Source organism: Caballeronia sp. PC1 (assembly GCF_021353155.1).
Lineage (GTDB): Bacteria > Pseudomonadota > Gammaproteobacteria > Burkholderiales > Burkholderiaceae > Caballeronia > Caballeronia cordobensis.
In genome coordinates, this window is the sequence record NZ_JAJUBH010000003.1 from 117,196 (window position 1) to 132,933 (window position 15,738).

Here is a 15,738-nt window from a genome sequence, read left to right on the forward strand (position 1 = left end):
TCAGGCCCGCTGCAGCACGCGCGCGAGCACGCGTTCCTCGAGTTCCGCGAAACCGGGCGCCGTGCGCGTGCGCGGCCTTGGCAAGGGCACGTCGGTATCGAGCGTGATACGCCCTGCATCGATCAACACGATGCGATCGCCGAGCGATACGGCTTCCTGCACGTCGTGCGTGACGAGCAGCGCGGTGAGCTTGTGTTCGCGCCATAGCCGCTCGATCAGGCCTTGCATTTCGATGCGCGTCAACGCGTCGAGCGCGCCGAGCGGTTCATCGAGCAGCAGCAGATCCGGCCGGTGCACGAGCGCGCGCGCCAGCGCCACGCGCTGACGCTGACCGCCCGACAGGCGCGACGGCCATTCCTTCTCGCGCTCGGCCAGCCCCACTTCGGCGAGCGTCGCGCGGGCCTCGTCGCGCTTGTCGCGCGGCAGGCCGATCATCACGTTGTCGAGCACACTCTTCCACGGCAACAGGCGCGCATCCTGGAACATGATGCGCATCTGCAAGCCGTTGCGCTGCACGGTGCCATGCGTCGGCCGGTCGAGCCCGGCAATGAGCCGCAGCAAGGTGGACTTGCCGCAGCCGCTGCGTCCGACGATCGATACGAAGCTGCCGCGTTCGATCGAGAAATCGAACTGATCGAGCACCGTGCGTTCGCCGAAGCGCTTTTCCACGCCGCGCAGCGACACGGCGAGATCGCGGCCCGCGAACGGCGCGCGCGCGTGCGGTTGCGGTTGCTCGCGCCTGAACGCGGGCGCCAGCGTGTCGAACTCCATCAGGTTCATGATTGCGCCTTCGTTTGGTAGGACGGATGCCAGCGCAAGGTCGCGCGTTCGATCGCGCGCGCGAGGGAATCCGCGAGCTTGCCGAGCAGCGCGTAGAGCAGGATGCCGACCACGACGACATCGGTTTGCAGGAATTCGCGCGCGTTCATCGTCATATAGCCGATGCCCGATTGCGCGGAAATGGTTTCGGCGACGATCAGCATCACCCACATCAGCCCGAAGGCAAAGCGCACGCCGACGAGAATCGATGGCAACGCGCCCGGCAGGATCACATGGCGATACAGCGCGAAGCCGGACAGGCCATAGCTCTTTGCCATCTCGATCAGATCGCGATCGACCGAGCGAATGCCGTGATACGTGTTGACGTAGACCGGGAAGAACACGCCCAGCGCCACGAGCACGAGCTTCGCTTCCTCGCCGATGCCGAACCACAAGATGAGCAGCGGGATCATCGCGAGCGCGGGAATGTTGCGGATCATCTGCACGGTCGAATCGAGCGCGACTTCGGCCGGCTTGAAGAGGCCGGTCGCGAGACCGAGCACGAAGCCGATGCCGCCGCCCATCGCGAAGCCCGCGAGCGCGCGGCCCGCGCTGACCTTCACGTTGGCCCACAGATCGCCAGATTCGATCAGTGCCCACGCCGCCTTCACGACCGCGAGCGGCTCGGGCAGCACGCGCGACGACAACCCGCCCGTGCGCGCGGCGCTCTCCCAGGCGACGAGGATCAGCACCGGCACGAGCCACGGCAGCGCGCGGTGGGCGATGGCTTGCAGCTTCATGATGCCGATACCTTCGGCAGCTCCGACGTGCCGATGACTTCGCCGAACGGCCCCGACAACGGTCCGCTCGCCTGCTCGCGCTGCTTGCGCGGCAACAGCGGAAACACCAGTTCGGCGAACCGGTACGACTCTTCCAGATGCGGATAGCCCGAGAGGATGAACGTGTCGATGCCGAGTTCCGCGTACTGCTTCATCAAGCCGGCGACCTGTTCCGGATTGCCGACGAGCGCGGTGCCCGCGCCGCCGCGCACGAGCCCGACGCCCGCCCACAGATGCGGATACACCTCCAGCTTGTTGCGATCGCCGCCGTGCAGCGCGGCCATGCGGCGCTGGCCTTCCGAATCCATCTTCGCGAACGAGGCCTGCGCGCGGCGGATGGTTTCATCGTCGAGCTTGCTGATGAGCTTGTCGGCGTCGGCCCAGGCTTCCTGTTCCGTTTCGCGCACGATCACATGCAGGCGGATGCCGAACTTGATCGAGCGGCCTTCGTCGGCGGCGCGGCGGCGGATATCGGCGAGTTTCTTTTCGACGGCTTCGGGCGGCTCGCCCCACGTCAGATACGTGTCGATATGCTTCGCCGCGATCTCGTGCGCCGCCGGCGACGAGCCGCCGAACCACAGCGGCGGATGCGTCTTCTGCACCGGCGGATACAGCACCTTGCCGCCTTGCGATTGCAGATGCTTGCCGTCGAAATCGAAGCTGCCGTTCTCGTGCGATTGTTCGAGCAGGCCGCGCCAGATGGTGAGGAATTCGTCGGTGATTTCGTAGCGCGTGTCGTGATCGTGGAAGACGCCGTCGCCCGCGAGTTCGTTCGGGTCGCCGCCCGTCACGACGTTGATGAGCAGGCGCCCGTTCGAAAGCCGGTCGAAGGTCGAGGCCATGCGCGCCGACAGTCCCGGCGAGCTCAGGCCCGGCCGGATCGCGACGAGGAACTTGAGGCGCTTGGTCGCGGGAATGAGGCTCGACGCCACCACCCATGCGTCTTCGCAGGAACGGCCGGTGGGCAGGAGCACGCCTTCGTAGCCGAGCGTATCGGCGGCCACGGCGATCTGGCGGAAGTAGTCGTAATTCGCGGCCCGCGCGCCTTGCGACGTGCCGAGGTAACGGCTGTCACCGTGCGTGGGAATGAACCAGAAAACATTCATCGCTGAATACCTTTTTCGATTTCGTGATGGCCGACGTTCAGGCGACGTTCCAGCGCGCCTCGGTCACGTCGAGTTTCTTGGGAATGAGCTTGAGCTCGGTGAAGGTGTCGGCGATCTGCTGCTGATACGCGAGCGTGGCCGGATCGATCGGCTTCACGCCATACGACGTGCGCCTGAGCGCGGTTTCCAGCACGCCCGCGTCGAGGCCGACGAGCGGCGACAGTTGCGCGGCCACGGCGGGCACGTTCTCGCGCGCCCAGCGATCGACCTGATCGAGTTCTTCGAGCACCGCGTGCACGAGTTGCGGCTGCGCCGTCGCGGTCTTGCGCGTGGCGAGGTAGTACTGCACGTTGCGCACGATGCCGCTCGCGTCGGTGAGCTGGCGCGCGCCGGCCTGCTTTTCGACCGCCGCGAGATACGGGTCCCAGATGACCCATGCATCGACGCTGCCCTGCACGAAGGCGGCGCGCGCGTCGGCGGGGGCGAGATAGACCGGCTGAATATCGGACCAGCCGAGCTTCGCTTTCTTGAGCGCCTCGACGAGCAGGTAATGCACGTTCGACCCTTTGTTGAGCGCGACTTTCTTGCCGCGCAACTCCGCGACGGATCGAATGCCCGAATCCTTCGGCACGACGATGGCTTCGGCGTGCGGCGCGGGCGGCTCCGCGCCGATATAGACGAAATCGACGCCCGCGGCCTGCGCGAAAATCGGCGGCGTCTCGCCGACCGTGCCGATATCGACCGCGCCCGCATTGAGGCCTTCGAGCAGTTGCGGCCCGGCCGGGAATTCGAGCCATTGCACGGTGACGCCCTGCGCGGCGAGACGCTTGTCGAGCGTGCCGCGCGCCTTGAGCACCACGAAGTTGCCGTACTTCTGATAGCCGATGCGCAGCGTTTTCGGCGCATCGGCGGCGCGCGCGATGCTTGAGGCGACGCCGCCCGAGAGCCCCGCGCCGAGCGCGGCGAGCGTGAGAAGCGTGCGGCGGCGCGCCGGGACGAAGCGCGCGTTGTTGCGGTCGGACATGCGTAATTCCTCGTTGTGCTGAGACATCGTTGTCGATGTTAGCAACGCGGTTAGCGTGAGCTAAACGAGGAATCGTGCTATCGATAGCGGCGTTTGCGTGCTTGCGGTCGATGGAAAAGTAATAAGGACGCGAACCGCGCCAACCCGCGCGCTCTCACTCCGCAAACAGGTCCGGTCCGAAGACTTCGTAGTGAATCCGCGTTTCCGGTATGTCCATCGCCTTAAGCGCGTCATGCTGGATGCGCATGAACGGAATCGGCCCGCAGATGTAGTAATCGGCGTCCGGCTGGAGGATCAGCGCCTTCAGTTCGTTCAGATCGACGAAGCCCTTGCGGTCGTAATCCTCGCCTTGCACGTCGGCGGGCAGCGGGTCGTCGTAGTAGACGAACGCCTTGAAGTTGGCATACGTCGCCGCGGTTTGCCGCAGCCGGTCGCGCATCGCGTGCACCGCGCCATTGCGCGCGCCGTGCACGAAGACCACCTGCCGCTGCGGGTTCTGTATGGCGCGCCTGAGCATGCTGACCATCGGCGTGAGGCCGACGCCGCCGCTGATCAGCACGATCGGCGTGGTGGCGTTGACATCGATGTAGAACGTGCCGAACGGCGCGGCGAGAGCAAGCTCGTCGCCCACGCCGACATGCTCGTGCAGCAGCGACGACACATAACCGGGCGGGCGCGTCGCGTCGCCTTCCTCACGCTTGACGGATATGCGATAGCTGTGACCGTTCGGCATGTCCGACAGGCTGTATTGCCGGATCTGCTGCAGCTTGAGCGCGGGCACGTCCACCGCGACGCTGACAAACTGGCCGGGTTCGAAATTCATCACGGGCTTGCCGTCCACCGGCTCCAGAACGAACGACGTGATCACGCTGCTTTCGGCGCGCTTGTCCTTCACGACGAAGCGCCGCCAGCCGTTCCATCCGCCGAGCTGGGCCGCGGAGGTTTCGCGCAGTTCGCTTTCCATGCCCATCAGCACATCGGCGAGATTACCGTAGGCCTGCGCCCAGGCGGCGATGATCTCGCCGGTGGCGGCATCGCCGAGAACGTCCTTGATCGCGCCCAGAAGATGCTCGCCGACGACCGGATAGTGCTCCGCGCGCACGTCCAGGCTCGCGTGCTTGTGCGCGATGTTGCGCAGCACGGCCGCGAGACTCTCGGGGTTCTCGATGTTCTCCGCATACGCATACACGGCGCGCGCGAGCGCCTGTTGCTGCTGCCCCTGCTCCTGATGCGCCATGTTGAAGACGTTCTTCAACTCGGGATGCGCCTGAAACAGCCGCGAATAGAAACGCTGGATGATCGGATAGCCGTGCTCGGCCAGCACGGGCGCGGTGGCCTTGACGATGTCTTTCGTTTTTTGCGTAAGCATGATCGCTCCTCTGCCGCAAAAAATCATCAGATGAAAATCTCGCGGAATAAATCCGCGCCAGAAATCGGTATGAATGACGACGCGCGCTGCGACGAAATTCGTTTTTCAGCGGACACCTAACACCTGTTCGCATACTTCTGACCGATTCTCGCACCGAGCCGATGCGTTCTGTTTACCACCGCACATTGTCCCGCGATCTGGCTGGATACGCTTTTGTCGATGGAATGAGGTCTGCCCGGAATCGGACCTCGATAAAGCCAGAGCGCTCAGCGCCGGACATGGATCGACCGTTTCAACAAATAAAAAAAGCAAGCCGGCCGTATACGGTATTGCCGCAACCATTGAGGGAGTCCAATGATGAATCGTTCGGAATCGCCCAACGAGGCGAGTTCGCGTCTGCCGATTTTCGACCGGGATCCCGCGCGCGCCGCGGATTCACAGATGACCGCGTTCACCGCGGCGCTGCAGGCACGAACGGGGCAGTCTTTCGCGCGCTATGGCGCACTGCATGATTTTTCGGTCAGGGAGTATCGGGAATTCTGGAAGTGCTTCATCGACTGGTCGCACGGACTCGCATGGTCCGGCGAAGCCGAACCGGTGTGTGTCGGCGATGAGTGCGAAACCGCGAGCTTCTTTCCGCGCGTATCGTTGAACTACGCAGATAATCTGCTCGGCTTTGCGATTGCCGGCCCCGACGCCCCCGCGCTCACCGCCTGTCACGCCGACGGCCGCCGCGTGCGCTACACGCGCGGCGAATTGCGCGAGCGCGTGGCGCGCCTCGCCGACGCGCTCACGCAACTGGGCGTGCGCGAAGGCGACCGTGTCGCGGGCGTGATGCGCAACGACGCGAACGCGATCGTCACCGCGCTCGCCGTCACCGCGATCGGCGCGACGCTTTCGACCGCCGCGCCGGAGATGGGCATCGAAACGCTGCTCGACCGCTTCTCGCAACTCGCGCCGCGCTTTCTGTTCGCGCACACCGAAGCGAAAGCGTTCGATACCGGCACGCCGCTCGTCGACAAGATGGTCGCACTCGCGCGAGCGCTGCCATCGCTCGAAGGCATCGTCGCGATCGATGGCGACCCGAGTGCCTTGCGCGCCGCGCGGCCCGTCAATGCGCTCGACGTGCTGGTCGCGTCCGGCGACGCGAGCCGCCTGGAATGGAAGCGCTTCAACTTCAATCATCCGCTCTTCGTGATGTTCTCGTCGGGCACGACCGGCAAGCCGAAGTGCATCGTGCACGGCGCGGGCGGCAGCTTGCTCGAACATCTGAAGGAGCATCGGCTGCATTGCGACCTGAAGCCGGGCGAGCGCATGTACTTCCACACGAGCTGCGCGTGGATGATGTGGAACTGGCAATTGTCGGCGCTCGCATCGGGCGTGGAAATCGTCACGTACGACGGGCCGATCGCATCGGTCGATACCTTGTGGCGCCTCGTCGCCGACGAGCGCGTCAACGCCTTCGGCACGAGCCCCGCCTATCTGAAGATGTGCGAGGACGCCGGTCTCGTGCCCTCGCGCGAATTCGATCTGCACGCCCTGCGCTCGATGATGTCCACCGGCGCGATTCTCTTCGACTCGCAGTTCGAATGGGTGCGCGACAACGTGAAGCCGCTGCGCCTGCAATCGATTTCCGGCGGCACCGATATTCTCGGCTGCTTCGTTCTGGGCAACCCGAACCTGCCCGTCTATTCCGGCGAGGCGCAGTGCAAGAGCCTCGCGCTCGACGTGGAGGCGTGGCGCGACGGCGCGCGCGCCGAGGGCGTCGGCGAACTGGTGTGCGTGAATCCGTTCCCGTCGCGCCCGCTCGGCTTTCTGAACGATCCCGAAGGCGAGCGTTTCCACAAGGCGTATTTCAGCGCCAATCCCGGCGTCTGGACGCACGGCGACCAGATCGAGTTTCCGCCGGAAGGCACGGCGCTCCTGCATGGGCGCAGCGACGGCGTGCTCGTCGTGCGCGGCATCAATGTCGGGCCGGACGAGATCTATCGCGTGCTGAACGACATTCCGGAAATCCGCGACGGCATCGTCGTGCAGCAACGCATTCGGCCCGCCGGCGGGCCGGGCCACGCCATCGGCGAGCGGCTCGTGCTGCTCGTCACGCTCAAGCCCGGCGCGCGCTTCGGCGGCGCGCTGATCGCGCGGATTCGCCGCGACATCGTGCGCCGCGCCTCGGCCGCGCACGTGCCGGACGTGATCGCGGCCGTCGACGATCTGCCGATCACGCATAGCGGCAAGCTCACCGAAACCGCGGTGCGCAATGCGGTGAACGGACTCGATGTCACCAATACGTCCGCGCTGCGCAATCCGGCCTCGCTCGATTCGATCCGCAATCACCCCGCCCTGCAGCCGCCCGCGGACGACATCCCGCAGACCTACACGACGCGCGCGGAACTGGAGCGGCTGCTGCAATTGAAGTGGGAGCAGCTTTTCGCCTTCGCACCGATCGGCCGCGACGACAACTTCTTCGAGCTCGGCGGCCATTCGCTGCTCGCGGCGCGTCTGCTCGCGGAATTGCAGCCGGTCGCCGGCCGCCCGATTCCGCTCTCGACGATGCTGCGCGCGCCGACCATCGCCAAACTCGCCGACGTGATCGAAAAAGGCACGCTGCCGCAGACCTCCGAAGTGCTCGTGCCGATGCGCGAAGGCGAAGGCACGCCGATCTTCCTCATGCATAGCGTGACGGGATCGGTGCTCGAATGCACCCGGCTCATCGGCACGATGCGCAAGTCACGCCCGGTGTACGGCCTGCAGGCGCTCGGGCTCGACGGCGAAACGCCACCGCAGCACCGCGTCGAGGACATGGCGAAGACCTACGTCGAACAGATTCGCAAGGTTCAGCCGAAGGGGCCGTATGCGCTCGCCGGCTTCTCCTTCGGCGGCCTGATCGCGCTCGAAGTCGCACAGCAACTGTTTGCCGCGGGCGAGCAGACGGAATTTGTGTGCCTGCTCGACACCTACGTGGAGGAACGCTGGCTGCCGTGGTTCGCGATGGTCGGATTCCGGTGCGACTATGTCAAACGCCTGTGCAAGACGCTCGCGGAGATGTCGCCGCGCGAACGCGCTGGCTTCGCCGCGACCAAGTACGCCGCCGCGCGCAACAAGCTGGCGATGCGCCTCGGCCGCGTGCCGCAGGTGCAGGCCGCGCCGGGTCCGAACGCCGCCGCCGACCCGATGCCGCCGGTGCTGCGCCAGTTGCGCAACACGTTCCGCACCGCGATGAACAACTACCGGCCGAGGCCCTTCGACGGCGGCCGGATCGTCTATGTGCGCGCATCCGGGCGCGAGGAAGACCGGGGCGATCCGCTGCCGCTGTGGCGCAAGATCGCGCGCCGCGGTCTGACCGTTGCCGAGGTGCCAGGCGATCACGGCGGCGTCATCGAGGATCCGGGCGTGTATGCCGCCGCCGCCGCGCTGGACGGCGATTATGGCGTCGCGGAGGGCTCCGGTGCGCAGGGCGTCGCGCCTCGCGGCGTGATTCGCAGCGCGTAGTTGTCGCGGCCTCTCGACATCAGCCGCCCGCAGGTCCGGGGCGGCTGATTTTTTTGGGGCGTCTAAGAGAAGCGCTCAGCCCTTCACCGGTCCGTGCCGGCGTCCGGTGCATAAGGCGGCGCGAATCGCGTCCAGAAGAGATAGCACGCCATCACGCTTGCTGCGCCCACGCCCGTGCCGAGCGGCACGCCCAGCGGGCCGAGGAAGCGCACCAGCACCGCATTGGCGGCCAGCTTGGCCGCGAAGCCGATCACGGATATCACGGTGATGGCCTTGTAGCGCGCCTCGCCCGCGAACAACTGAATGAGCACGCACATGCCGAAGGAGAACGGAATCTGCGAAAGCCCGAAGCGGAACAGGCGCGTGACCGCGATCGTGTCCTCGCTCGTGAACGCGCCTTTCTGGAACAGCAGCGCGATCGCGTACGGCGCGAGCGCATAGGCGATGCCCGCGCCGACGGTCCCCACCGCCAGCATCACGAAGGACCATTTCAGCGCCGTGCTGCGCGCCCGCGCATGATCGCCGCGATGCAGGATCTCGGAGAGAATCGGCAGCGTCGCCCGGCTGATGGCGATCGCGCCCATGCTCACCAGGAGCGACAGCAGGCGATTGGCGTAGCCGAGCGTCGCGATGGCGCCGTCGCCGAGTTGCGCCATGAAATACTGGTCGACGGGCAGCCACAGGTTCGCCACGACCGAGCCGATCAGCAACATGGCGAGCGAGCGCATCATGCGCGGCCACTGCGGCGCGCTCAGGGACAGGCGCGGCCGGGCGGGCGCGGCATCCGCCTTGCGCGCCAGGATGCGCAGCCACGCGGCCTGTATCGCTATGCCGATGGTCGTGCCGAGCACGAGCGGCATGATCGACGCGTGCTCGCGCGCACTCAGCACGAACGCCAGCAGCGCGATGGCCGGCACGCATTCGAGCAGCGTGTTGATGTGCTTTTCCGACGCCTGCAGCCGCGCCGACGAAATGCAGATCGTGAAGGCGAGCACGCCGGCGGGCGTCATCCCGATGACCATCTGACGGCACATTTCGCGGGTCGAATCGGAGAGGCTTCCCGAGAAGAAGCCCACCATGTGCGGCCAGAAGAAATACAGCAGCAGCGAAACCACGATGCCGATGGCAAGCCCCGCGCCTTCCAGTTCGCCGAGAAAGCGGTCTTGCTGCGCCTTGTCCTTTCTCAGCGCGACGAGCGCGGTGACGAGCAGGACGCTCAGTTCGTTGGTGATGGTCGAGGGCAGCCAGGTGACGAGCGTGAGCGCGAGCTGATAGGCGTCCACCGCGCCGCTGATGCCATAGCGGTACGCGATCGCCATTTCCTTCGATGCGCCGATCAACTTTCCGGCGAGCACGAACACGAGCAGGACGAGCGCGCTTCTCGCAATGCGCTTGTGGTCCTGATGAACGCCGCTCAGACGATTTCTTACCCGGTCTCTTACCGATTGCACGGTTGCGGTCAGCACCTTTCCTCCGGCATGGCTTCTTTTGTTGGATGAATCGAAAAGCAGCGTGCAGCAAAGACAAGGCATCGACTGTTCGACGCGCCACCCGTTTTCGCGGAAGGCCAATCCGCAGAGGTTTTTCACGCGGGAAGTGACTTATCGCACCGATGGCGCGACCGCGCCGGGTAAATCTTCGGGATCATTCGGCGGCCGCGCATTCAGCGGCGCGCGCCACGCGAACTATCATGGGCGGTCGGAATTGAAATTCGTTTATAGGATGGGGGACACGCAATGAGACGACCCATCGTGATCGGCGTGCTGGTTGTCGGCGTTGTCGCCTTCGCGGCGGGCGTGCCGGGCGTGAAGACGCAGGTTCACGCGGCCTACGCCGCATGGGACGAAGGCCGCTTGCAGGACCACTTCTCGCGCGGCGGCTTCATGCGCTGGTGGTATCGCACGACGGGCTGGGGCAGCGGCATCCACGCGAGCCTCGACACGTCGCCCGTCCCGGCCACGGCCAGTTGCCCGCAGACCGCGTTTGTGCCACCGAAACTGGTCAATCCGCGCAGCCCGAAGGACTTCGGCGCAAAGGGCAACGGCACCACCGACGACACCAGGGCGTTCCAGGCCGCAGTCGACGCCGGCGACGTGCTCGTGCCCGCGGGCACGTATCTGCTCAATCACACGGTCGTAGTCACGGCGAGCAACCGGCATATTCAGTGCGAGCCCGGCGTCACCCTCAAAAAGACGGTTCGCGCGGACAGCAACATGTTCAATTACGAAGGCCCGTCGACGGGGAACAGTCTCGTCGGCTGCAACTTCGTGGGCGCGAATCCGACGCGCATCCGCGATTGGGAGAATCCTGGACACTACGATATTCCTGTCCAGACGAACGGCGCGGTCGATCACTTTATTCTTGCGGGCAACAGCTTCCGCGACTTTTTCGGCCAGTCGATGTTTCAGACCGAAGGGCACGGCGGCGGCACCGGCGCGGTGCTGGTGTTCAACTCGTTCGCGAACTGTCCGCTCTACGGCGTCGCGCTGGTGGGATCGGTCAACGGACGCGTCGCCTATAACCTCGCCGACAACTGCCGCATGGGCCCCGAAAACAACGACGCGACGCAGGATACGGGCGGCAATGTCCTCGAATGCAATCGCATGATCAATGGCGGCAACATCACCGGCGGTTCCAATGGCGAGGGTGGCGTGGACTATAGCGGCAATGTCGTCCGCCACAACGTGCTCGACGGCGGCTATATGCAGATCAGCCCGCCGGAGAAAGGAAAGGCCGCCCGCTATATCGACAACACGTGCAACGACTGCGCAACCGAATAAGGTCGTCTCGCGCACTGCAGCGCATCTTTCTTGCTTGCCGTTTCCACGGGGCGCGGCTTCGATCCGCCTGACGATTCATCGTCCGGCCGAAAGCCGCCCGCACGAACGACGGAAGGACAAGCGATGCGTCATAGCGGAATCACACTCGGCTTGCGCAAGGCAATTTCTGCCTTGCTGGTTGCATGGCTTACCGCATGCGGCGGTGGAAGCGACTCGGGCTCAGGCGGCTCGAGCGGCTCGACGGAGCCGGCGGGCGGCGTCAAATTGCAGGTTGTATCGTTCGGCGACAGCCTCTCGGACGTCGGAACCTATGCGCCCATCGCTGGCGCGGTCGGCGGCGGGCGCTTCACGACGAATCCCGGCCAGGTGTGGACGCAGGACGTCGCGCAGTATTACGGCGACACGCTCACCGCGGCATTCACCATCGATCTCGGCCACGAACTGAAGGCGCGCGGCGGCCTGGGCTATGCACAAGGCGGCTCGACCGTCGCCACGCCGGCCAATCAGAATCAATTCCTGACCGACGTGATCGGCGACATCGAAATGCCCGTCAATCAGCAGATTGCGAGCTATCTGTCCGCTCACGGCAGTTTCAACCCGGGCCAGCTCGTGCTCGTCTGGGGCGGCGCAAACGACGTGCTGCGCGCCGGCAGCCCGCCCGCCGCCAACACGACCGTGCAGACAGCCGCCACGACGCTCGCGCAACTCGTCGGGCAGATCGTGCAAGGCGGCGCGACGCATGTGGTCGTGATCAATGTGCCGAACATCGGACTCTCGCCCGACGGCATCAAGTCGTCGGATGGCGGCGCGAACTTCACGCAGCTCTCGCAACTCTTCAACGCAACGCTCAACGCCGCGTTGCAGGCGAACGGTCTACAAGGTAAGGTTATCCTGATCGACGCTTATACATGGACGACGCAAACCATCGCGAACTATCAGGCCAACGGTTTCACCGTATCCAATACCGCGCAAGCATGCGATCCGTCGAAGACGCCGCACGACACGTCGCTGCTCTGCTCGCCCGCTACTTATGTCTCCTCGAACGCGGACCAAACCTATATGTTCGCGGACGACCTTCATCCCACCACGCGCATGCATGCGCTCTTCGCGCAATACGTGGAACAGCAGATCGCGGCAAACGGGCTTGGCCGTTAATCGCGCATCAGCCGCTTCACGCCATGTGAAATACATCGGCGTTCTGATCGATCTGCGCGACGCACGCATACAGTTCTTCTCGCGTGCGTTCGCTGCGCTTCAAATCGTGAAAGCAGAACTGCTGAATAACCCTAGTACATACTCTTCGCATCCAAAGTAAACTCCTTGGGCGCAGTCGCCTTCCTGAATAAGCACTCCCGTGCAGTTAAAAGGGTAAAACATTCATGTCCGCACCGCCAAAAATCAGTGTTCTCGTGCCCGTGTACAAGGTTGAGCCGTATATCGAAGAGTGTCTCGACTCACTACTGTCACAAACCTCCACCGATTTCGAGATCATCGCCGTCGACGATAGCAGTCCTGACCGATCGGGCGAAATTACCTTGCGCATCCTCGAACAGCAATCGAGGATTCGCTGGCAGTTCATCAAAAACCCTGAAAACAAGGGGCTCGCGGAGACGCGAAGGATCGCGGCGCTTGCGGCTCGCGGCGAATATGTCCTGTGCGTGGACAGCGACGATCACGTTCATCACGATCTCGTCCGCAGGGTGATCGAAGAAGCCGAGCGGCACAATGCGGATGTCGTCATCTTTGCCGCGGAGAACATCAGCCCGGAAGGCAAGATCAATTATCGCGTCGAAGCCGGCGACGCCATCATGAGCGGCGTCGAGGCGGTCGAGAAGATTCTCGATCTGTCCATGCAGGCGTATTGCTTCAATAAGCTCGTGCGCCGCTCCATCTTTCTTGCGATCAAACATCCCAGCGGACTGATATACGAAGATATCTGCGTGTCCGTGCAGACGCTGGGCAAGTCGAATATCGTGCGGCTCATGCCGGATACCTTGTACTCGTACATGTATCGCGAATCGGGCATTTCGACGCGTTTCAATCCTAAGATCGTCGACATCTTTGCCATCATGGACCGCGTCGAAGAAAGCACAGCGTCGATGCCGATTCGAAATTACCGTAAGCTTCTCTTCAGACTGAAATATGTCTACGGTTATCGCACCATCGCGTTCCAGGCTGCGATCAAGGCGCCGACGTATGGGCTGGCGAAGCCTATTCTCGACAGCGTCGCCGAGCGACTTCGGCTGGCGCATCTTTTCGGCATGTATTCGGACCATCGTCCAAAGCTGTCTTTCGTGATGGCCATGCTCAAGATTCATCCGTGGCTCTTCTACTGTTTCGTCAGACGTTTTGGCCGTTAAACGCTTCATTTCCGTACTCCTGCTTATCCTGTTTCGACCCTTCTGCGTTGTTAGCGTCCGAAGCCCGCCGCAACCCCCATTCCACCGATGAATAAGTAAGTTTTGCTGTGGCTATCTGAGCGAATGGATTTTTTTGCTGTTGCAGTCGTTTACATTCATCTCATAAGACGATAACCTTGCGTCCGTTGTCTGATTTTCGGCAACGGTTGCCGGTACGGTGTCAGCGAGTCGAAATTATCGGCATTTCTGACCGTCGCGACGCAAACGTTTCCACCTTCCGACGACGCCCGCCTTCGAATTGAGCTTGTTCGTCATTTCGTAGGTCCATGCGAGCGAACGCAACTGTTTGCTCGACTCCGCCATCCAGCGCTTGCCGTGTTGCGCGCTGGACCTTGTCAGCAAATCCGTGCCGTTCTGGCTACTTGCAACGCCCCGATTCTGGCGTCGCGTAGCCGGTCGTGTTTCGCCTGTCGTCTGGATGACTAACTAATGTCATACCGGCGGGGCCACGGATCAGCGTGATGCCAACATACCCTTGTTGGATCTCGCAATTGCCGGGAGGGTCCTGCAGCGTGCTGAGAATTCACGAGCATTGCGCAATAGATTAGCAATGCTAAACGCAATGACGAACCGCAAACACAACACTCCTCGCTCGTTCAACCTGTTCTCGGCGCGCAAGGCCGCCGCGATCGCGACCGCTGTGCTGACGAGCGTGCTGCTCGCCGCATGCGGCGGCGGCAGCGATGTCGATCTCGCCGCGACCGACAAGAGCGCCCTGCCGGACTCGACCGCGAAGGCGTCGACCAGCACGTCGATCTTCTACGGCGCGAATGGCCGCAACACGAACGGCGGCGCGTACGACTCCACGGCCGTCGCGACGCAGCTCGCGCAACTGCGGGATATCGGCGCGAAGATTTATCGTAACTCCGTGTACAACCTGGCCTCGGCGAAGGTCGTCGCCAAGATAGCGCAGACGATGGAAGCAGGCGGCGTGACGGTGTACCCCGTGATCATGCTGGGCACCGGCTTCAGCAACGAGCAGGACGCCTATAACGCGGGCTACAACCTCGGCAAGCAGGTCGCGGGCACGTACAAGTACAAGTACTACGAAGTCGCGAACGAGCTGGAGGCGCAAGCGCTCAACGGCAACGTCGACGGAACGAAGTGGAACCAGTACAGGAACCAGCCGTTCGTGGTCGCGCGTGGCGTGATCCGCGGTCTGATTGCAGGTGTGAAGTCGGTGGATGGCTCGGCCAAGATCATCGTGAACGGTACGTGGCTGCATTACTCGTTCTTCCAGATGCTCATGGACGGCTCGCAACCCGACGGCACCCGCGGCCATCCGACCGTGAACTGGGACATCACCGCATGGCACTGGTATTCGGACCAGGGCGACATGACGCGCGCATGCGGCGGCACGGGCTGCTACGACATGCTCGGCGTGCTGCATTCCTTCGGCAAGCCCGTGTGGATCAACGAATTCGGCGTGCGTCCGAACTACGGCACCGATGCGCAGATCGCGTCGTACATGGCCGGCAACCGCATGATGGCCCAGTTCCAGAGCGTGGCCTCGAAGTACAACATTCAGTCGATTCAAGCGTTCGAATTGTATGACGACAGCGAAGGCGCATTCGGCCTGATGAAGTCGGACGGTCAGACGCCGAAGGATGCTTACTGGGCGTACAAGAACTTCGTGGCAAGCCATCCCATGTAATTTTCAGCGGGTCTGAAGATCCGTCGAGTTCGATTCGATTCGCTCATGCCCTTGGCGGCATGATTCAACGAGCGGCCCAATGTGGCCGCTCGTTTGCGTTTCAAAGTCCATTTCCCGCTGTTCAATCTATATGTCAGACGAATCTATCCAGATTAGTTTGCATTCCTTATCGTCATTTGCGGTCCATCACACACAGGGCGCTTGACGACGCCCCAACCATACAGATAGCCTACGATTCATCGATACAAAGCTTTCGAAACGATTTCGCCCAACGTGGTTTCGACGCTTCGATGCT

The 15,738-nt window shown here is 63.3% G+C and carries 13 protein-coding genes; 6 read left to right on the forward strand and 7 right to left on the reverse strand.

The features are described from left to right. From LY284_RS25265 to hmpA, 5 genes are all read right to left on the reverse strand, one after another. On the reverse strand, positions 1-780 hold the full coding sequence (locus tag LY284_RS25265; protein WP_167351014.1) for an ATP-binding cassette domain-containing protein: 780 nt from the start codon (positions 778-780) through the stop codon (positions 1-3). Beyond that, positions 777-1,559, reverse strand: coding sequence for an aliphatic sulfonate ABC transporter permease SsuC (ssuC, locus tag LY284_RS25270; protein ID WP_233388604.1), 783 nt, complete (start codon positions 1,557-1,559; stop codon positions 777-779). The genes LY284_RS25265 and ssuC overlap by 4 nt, the downstream gene beginning before the upstream one ends. After that, positions 1,556-2,704, reverse strand: a complete 1,149-nt coding sequence (gene ssuD, locus LY284_RS25275) for an FMNH2-dependent alkanesulfonate monooxygenase (protein ID WP_045459914.1) — start codon at positions 2,702-2,704, stop codon at positions 1,556-1,558. The genes ssuC and ssuD overlap by 4 nt, the downstream gene beginning before the upstream one ends. A gap of 37 nt (positions 2,705-2,741) precedes the next feature. Then, positions 2,742-3,728: a sulfonate ABC transporter substrate-binding protein gene (locus tag LY284_RS25280; protein ID WP_077160636.1), complete on the reverse strand. Its 987-nt coding sequence runs from the start codon at positions 3,726-3,728 to the stop codon at positions 2,742-2,744. Between the two features lie 154 nt (positions 3,729-3,882). Beyond that, positions 3,883-5,097 carry an NO-inducible flavohemoprotein gene (gene hmpA, locus LY284_RS25285; RefSeq protein ID WP_233388605.1) on the reverse strand — a complete coding sequence of 405 codons (1,215 nt, stop codon included), beginning with the start codon at positions 5,095-5,097 and terminating at the stop codon, positions 3,883-3,885. A gap of 354 nt (positions 5,098-5,451) precedes the next feature. Between hmpA and LY284_RS25290 the strand changes: the two genes are divergently transcribed. Then, positions 5,452-8,589, forward strand: a complete 3,138-nt coding sequence (locus LY284_RS25290; protein WP_375294295.1) for an acetoacetate--CoA ligase — start codon at positions 5,452-5,454, stop codon at positions 8,587-8,589. A gap of 83 nt (positions 8,590-8,672) precedes the next feature. On the opposite strand, the gene murJ is transcribed toward LY284_RS25290, so the two are convergent. Beyond that, the gene (murJ, locus tag LY284_RS25295; RefSeq protein WP_233388607.1) at positions 8,673-10,055 is read right to left on the reverse strand and encodes a murein biosynthesis integral membrane protein MurJ; all 1,383 of its coding nucleotides are present in this window, start codon (positions 10,053-10,055) and stop codon (positions 8,673-8,675) included. Positions 10,056-10,080: 25 nt separating this feature from the next. On the opposite strand from murJ, the gene LY284_RS25300 reads away from it, so the two are divergent. The 3 genes from LY284_RS25300 (at position 10,081) to LY284_RS25310 (ending at position 12,524) form a co-directional block, all read left to right on the forward strand. Beyond that, positions 10,081-10,329: a hypothetical protein gene (locus LY284_RS25300; protein ID WP_233388609.1), complete on the forward strand. Its 249-nt coding sequence runs from the start codon at positions 10,081-10,083 to the stop codon at positions 10,327-10,329. Then, entirely contained in the window at positions 10,326-11,369 is a 1,044-nt protein-coding gene (locus LY284_RS25305) for a glycosyl hydrolase family 28-related protein (protein ID WP_233388611.1), read from the forward strand. Before LY284_RS25300 ends, LY284_RS25305 begins: the two co-directional genes overlap by 4 nt. Before the next feature lie 123 nt (positions 11,370-11,492). After that, positions 11,493-12,524 (forward strand): SGNH/GDSL hydrolase family protein, encoded by a 1,032-nt coding sequence (locus LY284_RS25310; protein WP_233388614.1) that lies wholly within the window; start codon positions 11,493-11,495, stop codon positions 12,522-12,524. Between the two features lie 16 nt (positions 12,525-12,540). Here LY284_RS25310 and LY284_RS38785 read toward each other — a convergent pair whose 3' ends face one another. Continuing rightward, positions 12,541-12,675, reverse strand: a complete 135-nt coding sequence (locus tag LY284_RS38785; RefSeq protein ID WP_255727869.1) for a hypothetical protein — start codon at positions 12,673-12,675, stop codon at positions 12,541-12,543. Between the two features lie 73 nt (positions 12,676-12,748). Here LY284_RS38785 and LY284_RS25315 point away from each other — a divergent pair, with 73 nt between their 5' ends. Both LY284_RS25315 and LY284_RS25320 read left to right on the forward strand, forming a co-directional pair. Beyond that, entirely contained in the window at positions 12,749-13,729 is a 981-nt protein-coding gene (locus tag LY284_RS25315; protein WP_014251968.1) for a glycosyltransferase, read from the forward strand. A 622-nt stretch (positions 13,730-14,351) separates the two neighbouring features. Continuing rightward, complete coding sequence (locus LY284_RS25320; RefSeq protein WP_041733244.1) at positions 14,352-15,443, forward strand: LPS biosynthesis protein; 1,092 nt, start codon at positions 14,352-14,354, stop codon at positions 15,441-15,443. Positions 15,444-15,738: the final 295 nt, after the last annotated feature.